At 31.7% G+C, this 14581-nt stretch carries 20 protein-coding genes and 2 pseudogenes; 7 read left to right on the top strand and 15 right to left on the bottom strand.

The window, feature by feature from the left end:
• Positions 1-22: 22 nt before the first annotated feature.
• Entirely contained in the window at positions 23-466 is a 444-nt protein-coding gene (locus tag ACQH6S_RS04885) for a DUF2670 domain-containing protein (RefSeq protein WP_425360580.1), read from the bottom strand.
• Positions 467-578: 112 nt separating this feature from the next.
• Positions 579-1226, bottom strand: coding sequence for a heme exporter protein CcmB (locus ACQH6S_RS04880; RefSeq protein WP_341748707.1), 648 nt, complete (start codon positions 1224-1226; stop codon positions 579-581).
• A 210-nt stretch (positions 1227-1436) separates the two neighbouring features.
• Between ACQH6S_RS04880 and ACQH6S_RS04875 the strand changes: the two genes are divergently transcribed.
• On the top strand, positions 1437-1769 hold the full coding sequence (locus ACQH6S_RS04875) for a hypothetical protein (protein ID WP_425364379.1): 333 nt from the start codon (positions 1437-1439) through the stop codon (positions 1767-1769).
• A gap of 145 nt (positions 1770-1914) precedes the next feature.
• Here ACQH6S_RS04875 and ACQH6S_RS04870 read toward each other — a convergent pair whose 3' ends face one another.
• From ACQH6S_RS04870 to ACQH6S_RS04835, 8 genes and pseudogenes are all read right to left on the bottom strand, one after another.
• Positions 1915-2220, bottom strand: a complete 306-nt coding sequence (locus ACQH6S_RS04870; RefSeq protein WP_341759690.1) for a DNA-binding protein — start codon at positions 2218-2220, stop codon at positions 1915-1917.
• A gap of 11 nt (positions 2221-2231) precedes the next feature.
• Entirely contained in the window at positions 2232-2549 is a 318-nt protein-coding gene (locus ACQH6S_RS04865) for a type II toxin-antitoxin system RelE/ParE family toxin (protein WP_425360582.1), read from the bottom strand.
• Between the two features lie 77 nt (positions 2550-2626).
• On the bottom strand, positions 2627-3085 hold the full coding sequence (locus ACQH6S_RS04860) for a Na(+)/H(+) antiporter subunit B (RefSeq protein ID WP_425360583.1): 459 nt from the start codon (positions 3083-3085) through the stop codon (positions 2627-2629).
• Complete coding sequence (mbhE, locus tag ACQH6S_RS04855) at positions 3078-3542, bottom strand: hydrogen gas-evolving membrane-bound hydrogenase subunit E (RefSeq protein WP_425364709.1); 465 nt, start codon at positions 3540-3542, stop codon at positions 3078-3080. The genes ACQH6S_RS04860 and mbhE overlap by 8 nt, the downstream gene beginning before the upstream one ends.
• 9 nt (positions 3543-3551) lie before the next feature.
• Positions 3552-3809, bottom strand: a pseudogene (locus tag ACQH6S_RS04850) (hydrogenase subunit MbhD domain-containing protein); the annotation flags it as partial.
• Positions 3806-4102: a Na+/H+ antiporter subunit G gene (locus ACQH6S_RS04845; protein WP_094649016.1), complete on the bottom strand. Its 297-nt coding sequence runs from the start codon at positions 4100-4102 to the stop codon at positions 3806-3808. The pseudogene ACQH6S_RS04850 and the gene ACQH6S_RS04845, both read right to left, overlap by 4 nt.
• Before the next feature lie 49 nt (positions 4103-4151).
• Positions 4152-5609: an NADP-dependent isocitrate dehydrogenase gene (locus ACQH6S_RS04840; protein ID WP_425360584.1), complete on the bottom strand. Its 1458-nt coding sequence runs from the start codon at positions 5607-5609 to the stop codon at positions 4152-4154.
• A 13-nt stretch (positions 5610-5622) separates the two neighbouring features.
• Entirely contained in the window at positions 5623-6183 is a 561-nt protein-coding gene (locus ACQH6S_RS04835; protein WP_094649021.1) for an OmpH family outer membrane protein, read from the bottom strand.
• A gap of 231 nt (positions 6184-6414) precedes the next feature.
• On the opposite strand from ACQH6S_RS04835, the gene lepB reads away from it, so the two are divergent.
• The 5 genes from lepB to ACQH6S_RS04810 all read left to right on the top strand — a co-directional run bounded on the left by lepB (position 6415) and on the right by ACQH6S_RS04810 (position 10416).
• Positions 6415-7209, top strand: a complete 795-nt coding sequence (gene lepB, locus ACQH6S_RS04830; protein WP_425360585.1) for a signal peptidase I — start codon at positions 6415-6417, stop codon at positions 7207-7209.
• On the top strand, positions 7206-7913 hold the full coding sequence (rnc, locus tag ACQH6S_RS04825) for a ribonuclease III (protein ID WP_094649023.1): 708 nt from the start codon (positions 7206-7208) through the stop codon (positions 7911-7913). The genes lepB and rnc overlap by 4 nt, the downstream gene beginning before the upstream one ends.
• Before the next feature lie 16 nt (positions 7914-7929).
• Entirely contained in the window at positions 7930-8823 is an 894-nt protein-coding gene (gene era, locus ACQH6S_RS04820) for a GTPase Era (protein ID WP_425360586.1), read from the top strand.
• A 2-nt stretch (positions 8824-8825) separates the two neighbouring features.
• Positions 8826-9554 carry a DNA repair protein RecO gene (recO, locus tag ACQH6S_RS04815; RefSeq protein WP_094649025.1) on the top strand — a complete coding sequence of 243 codons (729 nt, stop codon included), beginning with the start codon at positions 8826-8828 and terminating at the stop codon, positions 9552-9554.
• A gap of 118 nt (positions 9555-9672) precedes the next feature.
• Positions 9673-10416 (top strand): HD domain-containing protein, encoded by a 744-nt coding sequence (locus tag ACQH6S_RS04810; protein ID WP_341748717.1) that lies wholly within the window; start codon positions 9673-9675, stop codon positions 10414-10416.
• Here ACQH6S_RS04810 and ACQH6S_RS04805 read toward each other — a convergent pair.
• From ACQH6S_RS04805 to ACQH6S_RS04790, 4 genes and pseudogenes are all read right to left on the bottom strand, one after another.
• Positions 10331-10978, bottom strand: a complete 648-nt coding sequence (locus ACQH6S_RS04805; protein ID WP_425364378.1) for an MFS transporter — start codon at positions 10976-10978, stop codon at positions 10331-10333. The two genes, ACQH6S_RS04810 and ACQH6S_RS04805, sit on opposite strands and share 86 nt — an antisense overlap.
• A 6-nt stretch (positions 10979-10984) precedes the next feature.
• Entirely contained in the window at positions 10985-11503 is a 519-nt protein-coding gene (locus ACQH6S_RS04800) for an IS630 family transposase (protein ID WP_425364377.1), read from the bottom strand.
• A complete protein-coding gene (locus ACQH6S_RS04795; RefSeq protein ID WP_425364376.1) occupies positions 11467-11838 on the bottom strand; it encodes an IS630 transposase-related protein in 372 nt (123 codons plus the stop codon). The genes ACQH6S_RS04800 and ACQH6S_RS04795 overlap by 37 nt, the downstream gene beginning before the upstream one ends.
• 56 nt (positions 11839-11894) lie before the next feature.
• Positions 11895-12593 (bottom strand): annotated as a pseudogene (locus ACQH6S_RS04790) (MFS transporter); the annotation flags it as partial.
• Between the two features lie 13 nt (positions 12594-12606).
• Between ACQH6S_RS04790 and ACQH6S_RS04785 the strand changes: the two are divergent.
• On the top strand, positions 12607-12939 hold the full coding sequence (locus ACQH6S_RS04785; protein WP_425364375.1) for a palindromic element RPE2 domain-containing protein: 333 nt from the start codon (positions 12607-12609) through the stop codon (positions 12937-12939).
• A 527-nt stretch (positions 12940-13466) separates the two neighbouring features.
• Here ACQH6S_RS04785 and ACQH6S_RS04780 read toward each other — a convergent pair.
• Positions 13467-14513: an IS110 family transposase gene (locus ACQH6S_RS04780; protein WP_425364374.1), complete on the bottom strand. Its 1047-nt coding sequence runs from the start codon at positions 14511-14513 to the stop codon at positions 13467-13469.
• Between the last annotated feature and the right edge of the window lie 68 nt (positions 14514-14581).

The following is a 14581-nucleotide window of genomic DNA, read 5'->3' as shown; positions in this document are numbered from 1 at the left end:
CTAACTTATACTTATATTATTCTCATTTGCCATCAGTTGATTTACCATCACTATCGTTAGAATTGTCAGGAGAGTCATAAGGATTGCGATAAGGGAGCATTTCCGGCACAGTTCCATCTTTAGGCAATAACTTCTTTAATCCCTCTTCTAAAGCTTTCTCACCGGTTTCTTCTCTAACCTCATATTTTGGTGGATCTCCTAAACATTTCCAAAAATTGGTTAAATTTTCAAAGTTGGGACCTAATTTTGGAGTACAATGTTGAGCAATTGATTTTGACGTATCAAGAATTTCAGTGGTAGCAGTTGTTATATAGCTGATAAGTCCAATTTGTTCGAGTCCTTTAGCTACCCAAAATAATATTACCAGAGAAGCAACAGCTATCATAACGTACCATTTGGCTATGATAGTCCATAAAAACATTCCCATAGGGTTAGCTGCTATTAGTCTTCTTAAAGCTTGCCACATATATATAATTACCGAAAAATAGTTAAAAAATCTACGAGTAGAAATTACATGAATTGTAAAAAAATAACAATTTTTTTATTAGTGCAAGGGTCAGTATAGTGTATAATTAAAATTAAATGTTGTAAATATTCTTAATTAGATAGGATGAGAGATAAAATATTATTGGTACAAGGACCATATTGATACCAATCATAACAAAAATTAGATTGATATTATCAAAATTTTGTAAAACAAGACCGCTAAGTATGATGTTGGGTATTAGTAGCGGCATGATTAATATTGCTAATAGATTAGTATTTGACCTAAAATAGCTTTGAACAGCTCCAATTAAAACTAATAGGCTACTGGACAAAATTAATAATAGAATTAGATTGATCAAAAGATAGCTTACTGTTAGCATGTCAAGATCGAAGATAATATAAATTATTGGCATATTTAATAAAGCACTGGTGAGGGAACTAACAATTATGGTAATTAATTTAGCGGCAATAATTTCACTCTCATTGAAGCTAGATAATAGTAACTCTAAACTTCCGTCCTCAACATCTTGCTGAAATATTAGACTAGAAAAGCCAATTAGAGCTATCGGTAAAACAATTACTGAAAAAATAATTCCAAATTTTTTAATATCTGTTTGGTCATTAATTAAAGCAGTACTGAAAATACAAAATAAAAAGAATATAAATAGATATTTACTAAGATTATTAATACGATTTTGAATTAAATATTCCCATTTGATCAGCTGTATTAGTTTATGCATATAACTATAGTAGAATTGATTGAATTAAGAGTGGTCTTGGCTCTGTCTGCATATGTTTTCTAATGGAGCTATTATTCTGGTTAATTATAACAAACATAATAATGACTGCAACTTAAGACTTTGGAAAAATTTTTAAATATATAGTAAATTGATGAAAAGTTGGGGACATTGTCACTCGTCACTCCTACTACCCAATTCTTCTGAAATGAAATGACTATAACAAATAATGGAGATATAACTATGCTCAATAATACAGGTGATGGTTTGTCAAAGGATAATAGTTTCTTGAATAGTAAATGGGGCTATTTTACTAAAGGGTTCGGGAGCGTCGTGGTAGTAGCAACTGGATTACTTGTTTGTTTAGGCATACATAAGGTGCTAAAATGTATGATGCCGGATCGTTATTTTAATACTGAAGCAGGGCTGGATCAGTTAGCAGAAGTTCCCTTACAACTTATAAATGGCGGTGTAATAAATGGTGATATACCAACTAATCAAAATAATGATGTAGATGTTCCATTAATGGCCGAAAATGCACTATAAAGAATTCTGTTCACTATCTTATTATGTTTCAACAGTAATAATAGAATATATCAAACACATAACCGATGCAACACAAAGTCCAACACCAATCTCAATGGTAAAAATACCAATATGTTGAGCCAGTTAGCTACATTTTTGTAAGTGACTATAAATGATGCGGCTGACTCTCAACTTTTAACTGGAGTCCTAAAGCAGTTAATAAGGAGCCAATATTATCAAAACTAGGATTTCCTTTACTAGATAATATCTTATATATATGTTGTCTATTTATATGAGTATCTTTAGACATTTTCGTTATCCCCCCACTTGCAATAATAGCTTCTTTTAAAGTAGACAAAAATAATTCCTTATTACGATCTAGAAAATATTGTTCTAAAGCAGCATTCACATACTCCGTAACTTCTGCCTTATTTTCTAATTGTTCTCTTAAGTAATTGGTAAATTTTTCCATATAATCATTCTCTAATTAAGTATATCTATTATTTCTTGTGCTTTTTTGATGTCCCTACTTTGCGTGCCTTTATCGCCTGCATTTAATAAAAGAATTATTTTATTATCCTTTTCAAGAAAATATATTCTATATCCTCTTCCGAAGAAGAACCTTAATTCATATAGATTGTCCTTAATATGCTTATAGTCTCCATATACACCGTATTCCAATCTAACTAGCCTATTATTGATTCGTCCTCGTATTTGAATATCTAGTTTCTGTAACCATTCTTTAATATAGCATTTTCCATTCTTTGTTACAAAAAAATGTATGTCTTTAATTTTTAGCATTAGATTAATTACTTCCGTTATCGTAGGCAACCTCCTAGTATACACAACTTTATTGTCGCACAGAGAAGGCTTCTTGTCTAATGATTTTTAATCTGCTCACTTTTAATAATATTACTTGCAGTAATAATAGAATATATCAAACACATAACCGATGCAACACAAAGTCCAACACCAATCTCAATGGTAAAAATACCAATATGTTGAGCTAGCAATTTATCATCTGCCAAAGAATAATAATTTAAATAATTATCGTCAAATAATATTGATACCATACCGGTTAGGGCATAGATCAATACTCCGATAGTAGCCATACCAACTAGTAAATCAGTAGAGAAATATTGCCGTAATTTAAATTGACCATAAACTAAATCAAAACCAATTATCGTAGAAGCAAATATAGTACCAGCCTGAAATCCGCCCCCTGGTGATGCATCACCATTAATTTGAATATATAGACCGTATAAAAATATATAGGGTAAGATAAAAAGAGTAGAATGTTTTATAATAATAAAATTTCTCAGTATTATTTTAAGCATCTTTAGTAATTTTTTGTGAGAATAGTAATAATACCGATATTCCAGCAATTAAAATGACGGCAGTTTCTCCAAGAGTATCATACCCTCTATAGCTAGCTAATAGGGCTGCAACAAAAGATGGAATACCAATGTCACTTTTAGTATGTTCAATATAATATTTGGTTAGATGGTTTTGCAATGGAGAATCTATCGCTCCATATTCTAATAAATCAATCCCTGCAAAGGTTAATACTACTATAAAAATTATGCATATAATTGCTGAACTTATTACTCGTGTTGGTTTAAGATTAGACCTCTTGCCTAACTCTACTTCTGCTGGTAATTTGGACAATGATGCGGTACTCGAATCCTCACATACACTTAAGTACGCTGCGGTTCTGCGTTCCGCGTCTCCTTCAAATTCCTCAGCATAAGCGAGTTTTGCAGGAGGTCTATTACTTTTCTGTACGGCTGACAGTTTGCTTAGAAACCCTAAAAATACACAGCTAGATAAACAGGCTCCCAGAGCTACTTCAGTCATTGCCACGTCGGGAGCATCCATCAGTAGATAAGATAAACCAATAAGTAAGCTAAACATAGAGTTTATTATCACTGTTTCTAATAAAGAGTTACAAAATATCAGCTTAATTGATACGACAACAAGTAATATCAAGATTCCCACAAGCAACCAGCTAGCTAGTTGGAAATTTATTATGTCTGGTATAACAAATAAGCGATCAATCATTTTAATCCTTTTTGGTTATTTGGGCTTAATAGGGAAGCCTTACCAATTGCATGAGTAGATACCGGATTTAATATTAAAATCAATATAGCCGCAAAAAGCAATTTAAAAGAGCTAGTAAAATCATGTTGTAAAAAAGCAAGCCCAACAAGTGATAAAGGTACTCCACAACATTCAATTACACTGGCAGCATGAATTTTTGTATAAAAGTCAGGAAATCGAAAAAGTCCAACAATGCCAGAAAATATTGCTATAATTCCAAGTAGGGTTAATCCATAACCAATAATAAATATCATAACTATCCTCAAAAATTAAATTTATAACTAACCAGGGTGCTATGGTTAGCTATTCTCCTTGAGCAAGTGAATACCCTGCTTTCCCATCAAATTCAAAAAGATTCTCAATTTTAATAAAATCTATTTCTGCCTGGCTAAGTAGTTCAAGTAAATGGGCTATAGATAAATGGGTTATTCTTTCTCCATCCTTCTTTGCCATAAAGCGACAACACCAATGATCAGATAATAATTCAAATCTCTCATCTCTGGACCATAATTTAAGTCCCATGGAAGATACGGTTTTTAATTCTAAGTCACCTAAACTGATAGTTTGAATTTTTTCTGCTACCTCATGGGCAGTCAATGCCACCATCTGTATGAATACATCACTACCTACCAATTCTTTAACTTCTTTACTATTAATCGAATATATATATTCAATAGTTTGTTGTTGAGCAACTACTGAGGAATATGCGGCTACTTTGAGGGTAGAAGGTTCAGTACCTAGTCTTTTCACTACTTCATCGGCAAATTCCGTAGTACCAACTTTTTTGCTAGATATTTTGTCATTGTAGATATCTCCAGTATGAACCCCATCCTCAATAGTTTTTTTCCAGGCATTCTCTACTAATGCAGCAATATCATGTTGTCCGATGTGAACTAGCATCATAATTGCGGCGTTAAGCAAACCAGAAGGATTAGCTATATTACGACCAGCAATATCTGGGGCAGAACCATGTACAGCTTCAAATAAAGCATAATTCTGCCCTATATTAGCAGAGCCAGCGAGTCCTACTGAACCAGAAATTTCTGCAGATACATCAGATATAATATCACCATACAGATTTGAAGTTACAATGACATCAAATAATTCTGGCTGGGCTGCTAGCCTGGCAGTGCCGATATCTATAAGATAATAGTCACCTTGAATCTGCTTATATTCATTAGCAATTTCCTCAAAAACCTTATGAAAAATCCCGTCAGACATTTTCATAATATTATCTTTACTGAAACATGTGACCTTTTTACGATTATTTTTTATTGCATACTCAAAGGCATATCTAATAATTCTTTCGCTACCAACTCGGCTGATTAGCTTAAGAGACTCATAAACATTGTGAGTTTGGCGATATTCAATTCCTGCATATAAATCTTCAACATTTTCCCGTACTATCACTACGTTTAGATGTGGATGTAGTGTTTTAACAAAAGGAGCATAAGAAATAGCAGGGCGAACATTAGCATAAAGAGATAGGGCTTTTCTAAGAGTTACATTTAGGCTTTTATACCCACCACCTAGAGGGGTGGTAATAGGTGCCTTTAGAAGTATCTTAGTTCTTGCCAATGATTGCCAAGTATCTTGTGCTATCCCTGAAGTATAATGCTTCTGGTATAATTTTTCTCCTACTTCCACTACTTCTATACGTATTCTAGCAGAAGCTTCCTTTAAAATATATAATACCGCTTGCATGATTTCTGGACCTATACCATCACCATAAGCCACTGTAATAGGCGTGAATTCTTTCATTATAGCCTCAAAATTATTCGTATTTAATTATAACATGTTTTAATTGATTATTTAGCTCCGCTATTACTTCTTGGGTAATATTTAAGGTATTTTTAGCAAATAAAATTTGAGTATTAGGTATAACCAAATCAAGATTATGCTTTTCGGCTAAATCATTTATAATTTTTATGATTGTTTCTTGTACCTTACCTATGCCTTCAGCATGAGACTGTTCAAGGCGGGCTTTCCTATCTTGTATTTCTTTTTGTGCTATATTTACTTTTTTATTAAAAGCATTAACTTCTTGCTCAAAAGCTGACTCACTTACAGAATTACGTTTTTCCATTAATAAATTATCTATTTTTTTAAGTTCTATATCCTTTTTTGATAAATCTTGTCGAATTTGTTTACCTATCTGCTCTACAGTCTTTCTTATAGACTGGATTGCTGCAGAATGTTCTAAAACTGATTGTACGTCTACAATAGCAATTTTTGCGTCAAATCTATTATCAACGTTAGTATCAGACGCATAAATAGTTGAGCAGTAGTTAATTACTAAACAACTTATGATTGTTAACCAAATATAATGTTTCATATCTTTAATTTACTAATTCTATAAACCGCTTCGCCACCAAAAAGTGGTTCCTTGCCATGACAATTTATCATTCTCGCTTCCCATTGTCATTCCCGCTTCGGTGCGGAATCTAAAAAAAGTTTGAGGTATAGTCAACTTCTCATCAATTGACTATACCAAAATATTACTAGATTTCAACATGGTAATGGATTATTATTATCCGAGGTTACTCATTATAAATAATTATTACATATGAAAATAACATGTAAGGCTACTAACAAAAAAACCCCAATACAAGAATTCTCATCTTTTATCTTTGTAATATTTTTGGCACTGATGATAAGGTTTTTTGTAATGGAGCTTTTTTTTGTGCCAACAGGTTCAATGAAAGCAACAGTGCTGGAGCATGATTATATTTTTGCAACAAAATATTCTTATGGATATAGCAATTATTCTTTTCCTTTCTATCCTAATATTTTTAATGGTAGAATATTGGCATCGCCGCCACAAAGAGGAGATATAATAGTTTTTCGCCCACCCAATAATATGGATATTCGATATATAAAAAGGTTAATTGGGCTACCTGGAGATAAAATACAATTAATCAATGATGTAGTATATATAAATGATAAAGCTATAGATCGTACTGAAGTTGAGACATATACAAGTGAACAAGGCAGAAATTATATAAAATATAAGGAAATATTACCTAACGGCATAAATTATTTTTCTTATAAATTAAAACAAGATAATCATTTATTAAAAAATCAATATGGTAATACAGAAATCTTTTATGTACCAGAAGGGAAATATTTCTTTCTTGGCGATAACAGAGATGAATCGAATGATAGTAGGATAGATCTAGGATTTGTACCATTTCAAAACTTTATTGCCAAAGGACAATTTATTATTTTTTCGACAAAAGAACAATTATGGCACAGTGATATTGGGATAATTAACCAAATACTCCGTGTTGGTACTTGGCTGGCATCTATTAGATTTAACAGGCTATTTACCTCTCTTTATGCAGATAAAATACAAGAATGAGTACAAAAGAATTAACCCTCTCTGCCCCTGAAAAGCTTGAGCAGGATATAGGATATAGCTTTAATGATAAAAATTTTTTACTGGAAGCGTTAAGCCATCCTTCTTTAAAGCAAAATACCCTAAAGCATGGAATACAAAAGAATTACGAACGTTTAGAATTACTTGGTGACACAATAATTAATTTCGCTATTACTGAAATTTTATTTAAAAATTTCTCTACTTATAATGAGGGCAAATTAGCAAAAATTAGAGCTTATCTAGTCTGTAAAGAATTACTTTGTAAGGTAGCTGCCAAGATCAATTTGTCAGACTATATTATTATGACTTACGGCGAAGAGCTATTAGGAGGAAGACAAAATCCTAATAATATCGAAAATACTATGGAGGCATTAATTGCTGCCATTTATCTTGATAGTAATATTGATACCGTAAAAAAAATAATATATGATTTATGGTATGAATTTATAGATATTATTGATTTAGCTGATTATGATCCTAAAAGTACTCTTCAGGAATTAGCCCAAAAAAAGGGAAGTGAAAAGCCGGTATATCAAGTGATTAAAAGAGAAGGATCCCCTCATGCCGCCATCTTCACTGTATTAGTGCAGATGGATGAATATCAACAAACTGGTACTGGTCATTCAGTTAAGGAAGCAGAAAAAGTCGCTGCTCGTAAATTAATGAATTACCTCAACAATTTATAAGTTGTAAGGCTAGTCCATGGAAATATTTCAAAAGACAATATCCATATCTATCATTGGAAAACCAAATGCTGGTAAATCATCATTATTAAACAAACTTATTGGACAAAAAATATCGATAGTTACTCCTAAAGTTCAAACTACCCGCTCTATTATAACCGGAATAGTTACCATAAAAGATACACAGCTGATAATACTAGATACACCGGGTATATTTGAACCAAAGAAACAGCTGGAAAAAGCAATGGTACGGTGTGCATGGTCAAGCTTACATGGTGTAGATTTAGTATTATTGATCATAGATAGTACGAAACCTATTGATCAATTTACTTTGCAAATACTCAAAAAATTGCAAACTCTTAAAATAAATTTAATATTCTTATTAAACAAAATTGATATTCCTTCTGAATATCTAGAAGAAATAGAAAATACTCTAAATTCTCAGTTCGTAGATAGTTATATATTAAAACTATCCGTTTTATCCGGTAAAAATGTCAATAAATTACTCAATTATATCCAAAGCCACGCTAAAGAATCGCCTTGGCTATACGAAGAGGACGATGTTACTAATCTGCCTATGCGATTTTTAGCAGCTGAGATAACTAGGGAACAATTATTTTTGAATCTCCACCAAGAATTACCTTACAATTTAACCGTCCAAACTGAAATGTGGCAGGAAAATAACGATAAATCTATCAAAATTCATCAAGTAATAGTTGTTTCAAGAGATTCTTATAAGACTATTATTCTAGGAAAAAATGGTTGTAAAATTAAAGAAATAGGTTCTAAGGCAAGAATAGAAATGCAGATATCTTTTGATTGTAAAATTCATCTTTTTCTTTTTGTAAAAGTACGTGAACTTTGGCAAGATGACCCAAACTCATATAGCCATATGCGATTACAACAGACTTGAATATGAATTTTAAAGATATAGGAATAATAATTGGCAAAAAACCATTAAAAGAAAATTCGGCTATTATTACAGTTTTTACTAAAAATCATGGCTTATATTCTGGGGTAATACGAGAAACATCTAGAAAATCTGGCACTATAAATCAGCAAGGTAATATTGTTGATTTTTTTTGGCAAGCTAGATTACACGAGCATATAGGAATGGCTAAATGCGAGTTAATAAAATCTTACGCTGGTCTTTTAATAACTAATAAAATTAAACTATATGCCTTTAATTCAATTATTAGCCTTATTAAAATAGCCTTTCATGAAAGAGAAAATCACAATAATTTTTTCCCAATTTTTGCAAAATATTTAAACAACCTAGCAAATAATTTTATTTTTGAAGAGTATACTAGGTTTGAATTAGCCATACTCCAAGAATCGGGATATGGTCTTGAGTTGGATAAATGTACAGTAACAGGTAGCCAAGAAAATCTGAAATATGTCTCACCAAAATCTGGAAAAGCTGTCTGTTTATCAGCAGGGCTGAAATATCAAGACAGGCTTCTAATCTTACCACAATTCTTAACCTCCACTAAGTGTGAAATTACTAATAATGATAAAAAACAAGCTTTTGAGTTGACTAGCTATTTTTTTAATCGATATTTCTGTACCAAACAGCAACAATTATATGCACGAGATAATTTTATACAATGTATACTAAATTCAAACAATAGGAACGTAACTTAAATGTAACAAAGTATAAAAATTACCATTGTTTAAAACTAATATCTAATAAACTATTGCAAAAATTTTTATTTTTAGTTATTATTTATTTTATTGTTAAAGCAATGTAGTGGATATTTAAATGGAAGATATTAATAATTGGGAAATAAAATATACAGATTGCCAATATACTAAGAGGCTACTAAATAAACTATCCGAGCTAAATCAGCAAGTAACTATACCAGTAAATATTAATGAAATTATAAAAGGTATCTATTACGCCAAGAAATATCATGGTTCGCAAATGCGACAATCCGGCGATCCATATTACTCCCATCCGATAGAGGTAGCATATATGGTTGCTGAACATACAGCATTAAAGGTACCAAAATACTTCAGGACTGATATGATCATTACCAGCTTACTGCATGATACTATTGAGGATACAACTCTTACCGAAGACATGATCACTATGATCTTTAACAAGCAAATCGCTAGGCAAGTGGAAGGTTTAACCAGGGTTAAATCTTATGGAAAAATCAGTGCAGCAGAAACATTGGATATATTATTTCAACAGAAAAAATATGATGTCTTATTGATCAAACTATTTGACCGGCTGCATAATATGCAAACTATTGGTGTAAAATCGCCTGAGAAGATTAAGAAAATTGTAGAAGAGACTTTTAAAAATTTTATAAGCATTAGTATGTATTGTGGAACAAAACAGCTAGAAAATACATTAACTAATTTATGTTACAAACATTTGTTAGGTACTGAATCTCCGTTAGAACCTACAACAATTATTCAACATAAATACCAGCTTCCTTCTCTAATTTTTGAAAATGACGTAAACCAAAAGCAAATCCTACACTTATTGGAATCATAATAATTAACAACCCCCAATGACCAAAATATTTTGTTAAAAATAAAATTCCAAAAGAAGTAATAACATACATCAAAGCCCGTGATACAGCATATATCATACTATTATAAGTATAACGTTTAAAAACTGGGAAATATTTGAAAAATATTGGAACAGCTGGTCCAATATCAATAGCAAACAGTACAAGAAAAATTTGAAATAAAAATAAGTAAAAAGCCTCAGTTATATTATTCAAAATATAAGGGGAAAATAGCACAAAAATAGAAAATACCACTAATTGCACTTTTAGAATTTTCATTGGATATATCTTATAACTTAAATAACTCACAAATAATTTGCCAGCCAACTGTATCATTGATAGAATAAAATTCTGATGTATTACTTGTTCCGCACTATAGCCAAAAGAACTTTTTAGGAGACTGCCACAATGTACATAAGAGAAATAAAAACATACTGGCCAAACGCAATTTACTATAAATAAGTATAGCACTGATTTTTTATTAACTTTTTCATTAACAATGGGATTATTAGCAAGTTCCTTGATATCAATATTATAGTAAATCAAATTGAATTAGGTGACAAAGAATGCAGAAATAGCTTTAGATAATGTACCAATTTCCGCTATTTTGTTTCGAATCCATCGCTTCATATTAGCCCAAAATTTTTCTATTGGATTTAAGTCTGGAGAATATGGGGGTAAAAAAATAACTTCACAACCAACTGATTCTATTAGCTCTTTTGTCTTTTGAGATTTATGAAAACTAACGTTATCCATCACTACAACCTGTCCTGCTGTTAACTCTTTAATCAAAAATTTTTCAACCCAATTATTAAATAGTTCTGTATTACAAGTTTTATTAAAAACAAAAGGGGCTATTGGTTTGTTATTTACTAAACCAGCTATTATATTAGTCCTTTGATAATGCTTCCCACTCTTCTTGCCAATCAATAATTCTCCTATCTTACCCCAACCTCTATCTTGGCAAATTGTCATATCTATCCCACTTTCATCAAGATATACTATTTTATCTTTATCATATTTACTGATCTTTTCTAAATAATCAGATCGTTTCTCTGCACTTGCTTCCAAATAGCTAAAGGTTTTTTTTTATAACTAAATCCTAACTTTTTTAATATATTAGCTACTTGAGAACCTGTAATTCCAAAATTCTTACCAATTTCTTGTAGCTTACTATTAGGGTTATTTGTTACGAAATATTCCAATGCTTTTTTATCAATCTTACTTTTAAATCCTAGTCTAGCTCTTGCCAGCACTGTTCCTTCTTTTCTTCTCCTTACGTTCCAACGGCTAATTGTATTTTTATGTATAGCAAATATTCTAGCAGCAGATTCTTGACTATTACCTTTTTCTATATAATTTATTACTTTTTCTCTTAAATCTTGACTATATGGACTTGTTGACATTTTTTCCTTTATTTATACCACATCTTATCACCTAATTCAATTTGATTTACTATAGCTTTCTCACATTTCTTTTTTAGTCTAAGTTTTGCATCAACAAAATCAGGTGTTTCTCTGAGAGTCGTTCTGGAAACCCCACCAACTAAAGCAATTATTGCTCCTATCCAAAAAGCAAGACGCCAATTCAAGCCATATGATGTAACGAGAGAAGCGACTCCAAGTGCAGCTGTTGTTCCGATAACAGAAGCAACGGCAACAAAAGCTACTGTTGGATATTGTATAGGAGGTTTTATAGTCTCTGTTAAATAAAGTTCTGCTCCTACTAATTCTCCTACTGATGACATACCTTGTAGTACACGACAAACCGTAATTATTATAGAAGCGGTAATACCAATTTGAGCATAAGTTGGAACATTTGCCATTATGACGCATGAAATTGCCATCATAATGGTGGTAATAATAACCGTTGCTTTCCGCCCTGCTCTATCCCCAATATAGCCAAAAATTAATGCACCAATTGGACGAAAAATAAAAGTAGAACAAAATGCAAAAGCCGTTAACATAGATGCGGCAAAAGACTCATATTTAGGGAAAAACAACTCGTTTAATAATACTGCTAAATGCACATAAAGCATCAAATCAAAATATTCTAAAAATGTTCCTATTGAAAGCAACCCCACAGCTTCTTTTTGCTCTCTGGTAAGGCTAGTCTGCCTATCAGGAATAATCCTGGTATTTTCTTGAACAAGCCCACTCATAGTTGAACCAGTTTTGTTATTGATTTCTGATAGTTCATATTTCTCCAGTGATTATTTTGTTAAACATAATTTCCTATTATATATAGTCAATTCAGGAGAATTTGGGGCTAGGAGCGATGGAGCGACGCCTATAAGTAATAGGCGAGCGACGAGCGACAACATCCCCAACTTCTCATCAATTGACTATAGGATTGTCAAATTGAGCAGAATCCGCACCATACTTCTTATTCCATTTATCGCCATCAAAATCATCAGGCATATTATTATGTTTTCACCATGTTTACACTTTATTAGCAAAATTTCGTTAGCAATAGTTACAATTTTAATTAAATATAACCTACACTAAATAGTCAATTAATTTTTTATTTTTTCTTAATAAAAACAATATTTAATAATTCCCTGGCATGGAATAGCATTTTAATGGTTAATAATTCCTTAATCTCATGTGATATTTTAGCAATATCTCTTTTACTCAATAATCAAGTTTTTTGCAGAGCTTATAAATAGTAGGTTGTTTGAAGGAAATTTGAATATATCCGAGTCACAACATCTATCTTTAAACGCAAAATTTGTCATATATGGACGAGTGAATTTGTCAACAAAGAAAATAAAAAAAATAGAGCCACAAAGGAAGCGGTCATATATTCGGCATCGAGTGCCATAATGGTTTCTGCATTCTTATAAATATCCTTGAGTGACCTCTCATTCCCACGGCTTCTAGAGCCTCGACATAATTACGGATTTTATTCAGAATACTTATTCATTAACTCTTTAACTTTCGTTCTCTTTATTGTTACTATTCTTTACTCACAATATTTATCAATTACCAATTTTTATTTAGTTGACATAGTTTCTTCTTTTTTTCCAACTAAACTAATTTGCAACATATTCGCTACCATTGGTGACTACTGCATAAGCAATCCTTGCTAACTTATTTGCTAAACCAACACATATAATATTATATGATTTATTTTCAGCAAATTTCTTCACTGCCCACTGCACTAGTTTATCTTTTGATTCCTTATCACTTTTTGCTCTTATTGCTATTGTCCTTGCGGCTTGAATCAACATAGTTCTGGCATATCTATCTCCTTGTTTGGTAATCCCTCCTAAAACTATCTTATCTCCTGAGCTATGTTGCTTTGGTACCAAACCAAGCGAAGCAGCAAAATCCCTCGGGGTTGGATAACTTTCTATTGGGGCTACACTCAAACAACTAGCATTGATTGCTCCAATGCCAAAAATTGTCTGCAACCTAGTAGCTTTCTCACTTTGCTTATTATTGCTGATAATCAGCTTTTCTAAAGTTTTTTCTTTGTTACATAAATCCTCAATTTCTTTACATTCTAAAAGTAAAATTGACCTTATCCCAGAATTTATATAACCTTTACTATACGCTAACTCTACCTCCAGCCTACATGATTTGCAAAATTTATTTTTACTTAATTTTGTATTATAGCCATATTCACATAAACTTGATATTGTAGAATTAGTTTTTTGCACACGATCTCTGATCGTATTACTTCTAATTTTATGCAAGAATTTTATATCTTGTTCCTCCTTGCTTTTTAGTAGCACAGTTTTTAATTCTGGATCACGAGCCGCTTTGCATATTACTAACGCATCGTTATAATCATTTTTCTGTTTCGATGTAGCATAAACTTTTACATCTTTTGTTTTCATTAGTTTGACTTGCAAACCAAGCTTAGCAATTTCCTGTGACCAATAATTAGCTCCTCCACATGCCTCCATAGCTACCAATGAACTTTTATCGAGATTGCTTAAATAGGCTATTAACTCATCTCTTGTAACTTTTTGGTAACCTATTTTTTTGCCATTTTGATCGACTTGCACCAAGTGCATACTATTTTTTGCTAAATCTATTCCTATTATAGTATTTTTTATGCTATTATTTATCATGGTATGGACCTATTAATTAAATTATTATTTAATTTGGAGCAGCTGAAAACTATTTTTCAGCTGACTCC

It is taken from the genome of Candidatus Tisiphia endosymbiont of Mystacides longicornis, from assembly GCF_964031095.1.
GTDB lineage: Bacteria > Pseudomonadota > Alphaproteobacteria > Rickettsiales > Rickettsiaceae > Tisiphia.
This window is presented reverse-complemented; position numbering and strand designations above follow the sequence as displayed.

Bases quoted from the DNA above. Each gene is read 5' to 3' on its own strand.
- ACQH6S_RS04810 (WP_341748717.1), top strand. From the start codon at position 9,673: ATGGAAGATATTAATAATTGGGAAATAAAATATACAGATTGCCAATAT.
- era (WP_425360586.1), top strand. From the start codon at position 7,930: ATGGAAATATTTCAAAAGACAATATCCATATCTATCATTGGAAAACCA.
- lepB (WP_425360585.1), top strand. From the start codon at position 6,415: ATGAAAATAACATGTAAGGCTACTAACAAAAAAACCCCAATACAAGAA.
- ACQH6S_RS04880 (WP_341748707.1), bottom strand. From the start codon at position 1,226: ATGCATAAACTAATACAGCTGATCAAATGGGAATATTTAATTCAAAAT.
- rnc (WP_094649023.1), top strand. From the start codon at position 7,206: ATGAGTACAAAAGAATTAACCCTCTCTGCCCCTGAAAAGCTTGAGCAG.
- ACQH6S_RS04860 (WP_425360583.1), bottom strand. From the start codon at position 3,085: ATGCTTAAAATAATACTGAGAAATTTTATTATTATAAAACATTCTACT.
- ACQH6S_RS04875 (WP_425364379.1), top strand. From the start codon at position 1,437: ATGACTATAACAAATAATGGAGATATAACTATGCTCAATAATACAGGT.
- ACQH6S_RS04795 (WP_425364376.1), bottom strand. From the start codon at position 11,838: ATGTCAACAAGTCCATATAGTCAAGATTTAAGAGAAAAAGTAATAAAT.
- ACQH6S_RS04865 (WP_425360582.1), bottom strand. From the start codon at position 2,549: ATGCTAAAAATTAAAGACATACATTTTTTTGTAACAAAGAATGGAAAA.
- ACQH6S_RS04870 (WP_341759690.1), bottom strand. From the start codon at position 2,220: ATGGAAAAATTTACCAATTACTTAAGAGAACAATTAGAAAATAAGGCA.
- ACQH6S_RS04885 (WP_425360580.1), bottom strand. From the start codon at position 466: ATGTGGCAAGCTTTAAGAAGACTAATAGCAGCTAACCCTATGGGAATG.
- ACQH6S_RS04835 (WP_094649021.1), bottom strand. From the start codon at position 6,183: ATGAAACATTATATTTGGTTAACAATCATAAGTTGTTTAGTAATTAAC.
- ACQH6S_RS04845 (WP_094649016.1), bottom strand. From the start codon at position 4,102: ATGATATTTATTATTGGTTATGGATTAACCCTACTTGGAATTATAGCA.
- ACQH6S_RS04780 (WP_425364374.1), bottom strand. From the start codon at position 14,513: ATGATAAATAATAGCATAAAAAATACTATAATAGGAATAGATTTAGCA.
- recO (WP_094649025.1), top strand. From the start codon at position 8,826: ATGAATTTTAAAGATATAGGAATAATAATTGGCAAAAAACCATTAAAA.
- ACQH6S_RS04840 (WP_425360584.1), bottom strand. From the start codon at position 5,609: ATGAAAGAATTCACGCCTATTACAGTGGCTTATGGTGATGGTATAGGT.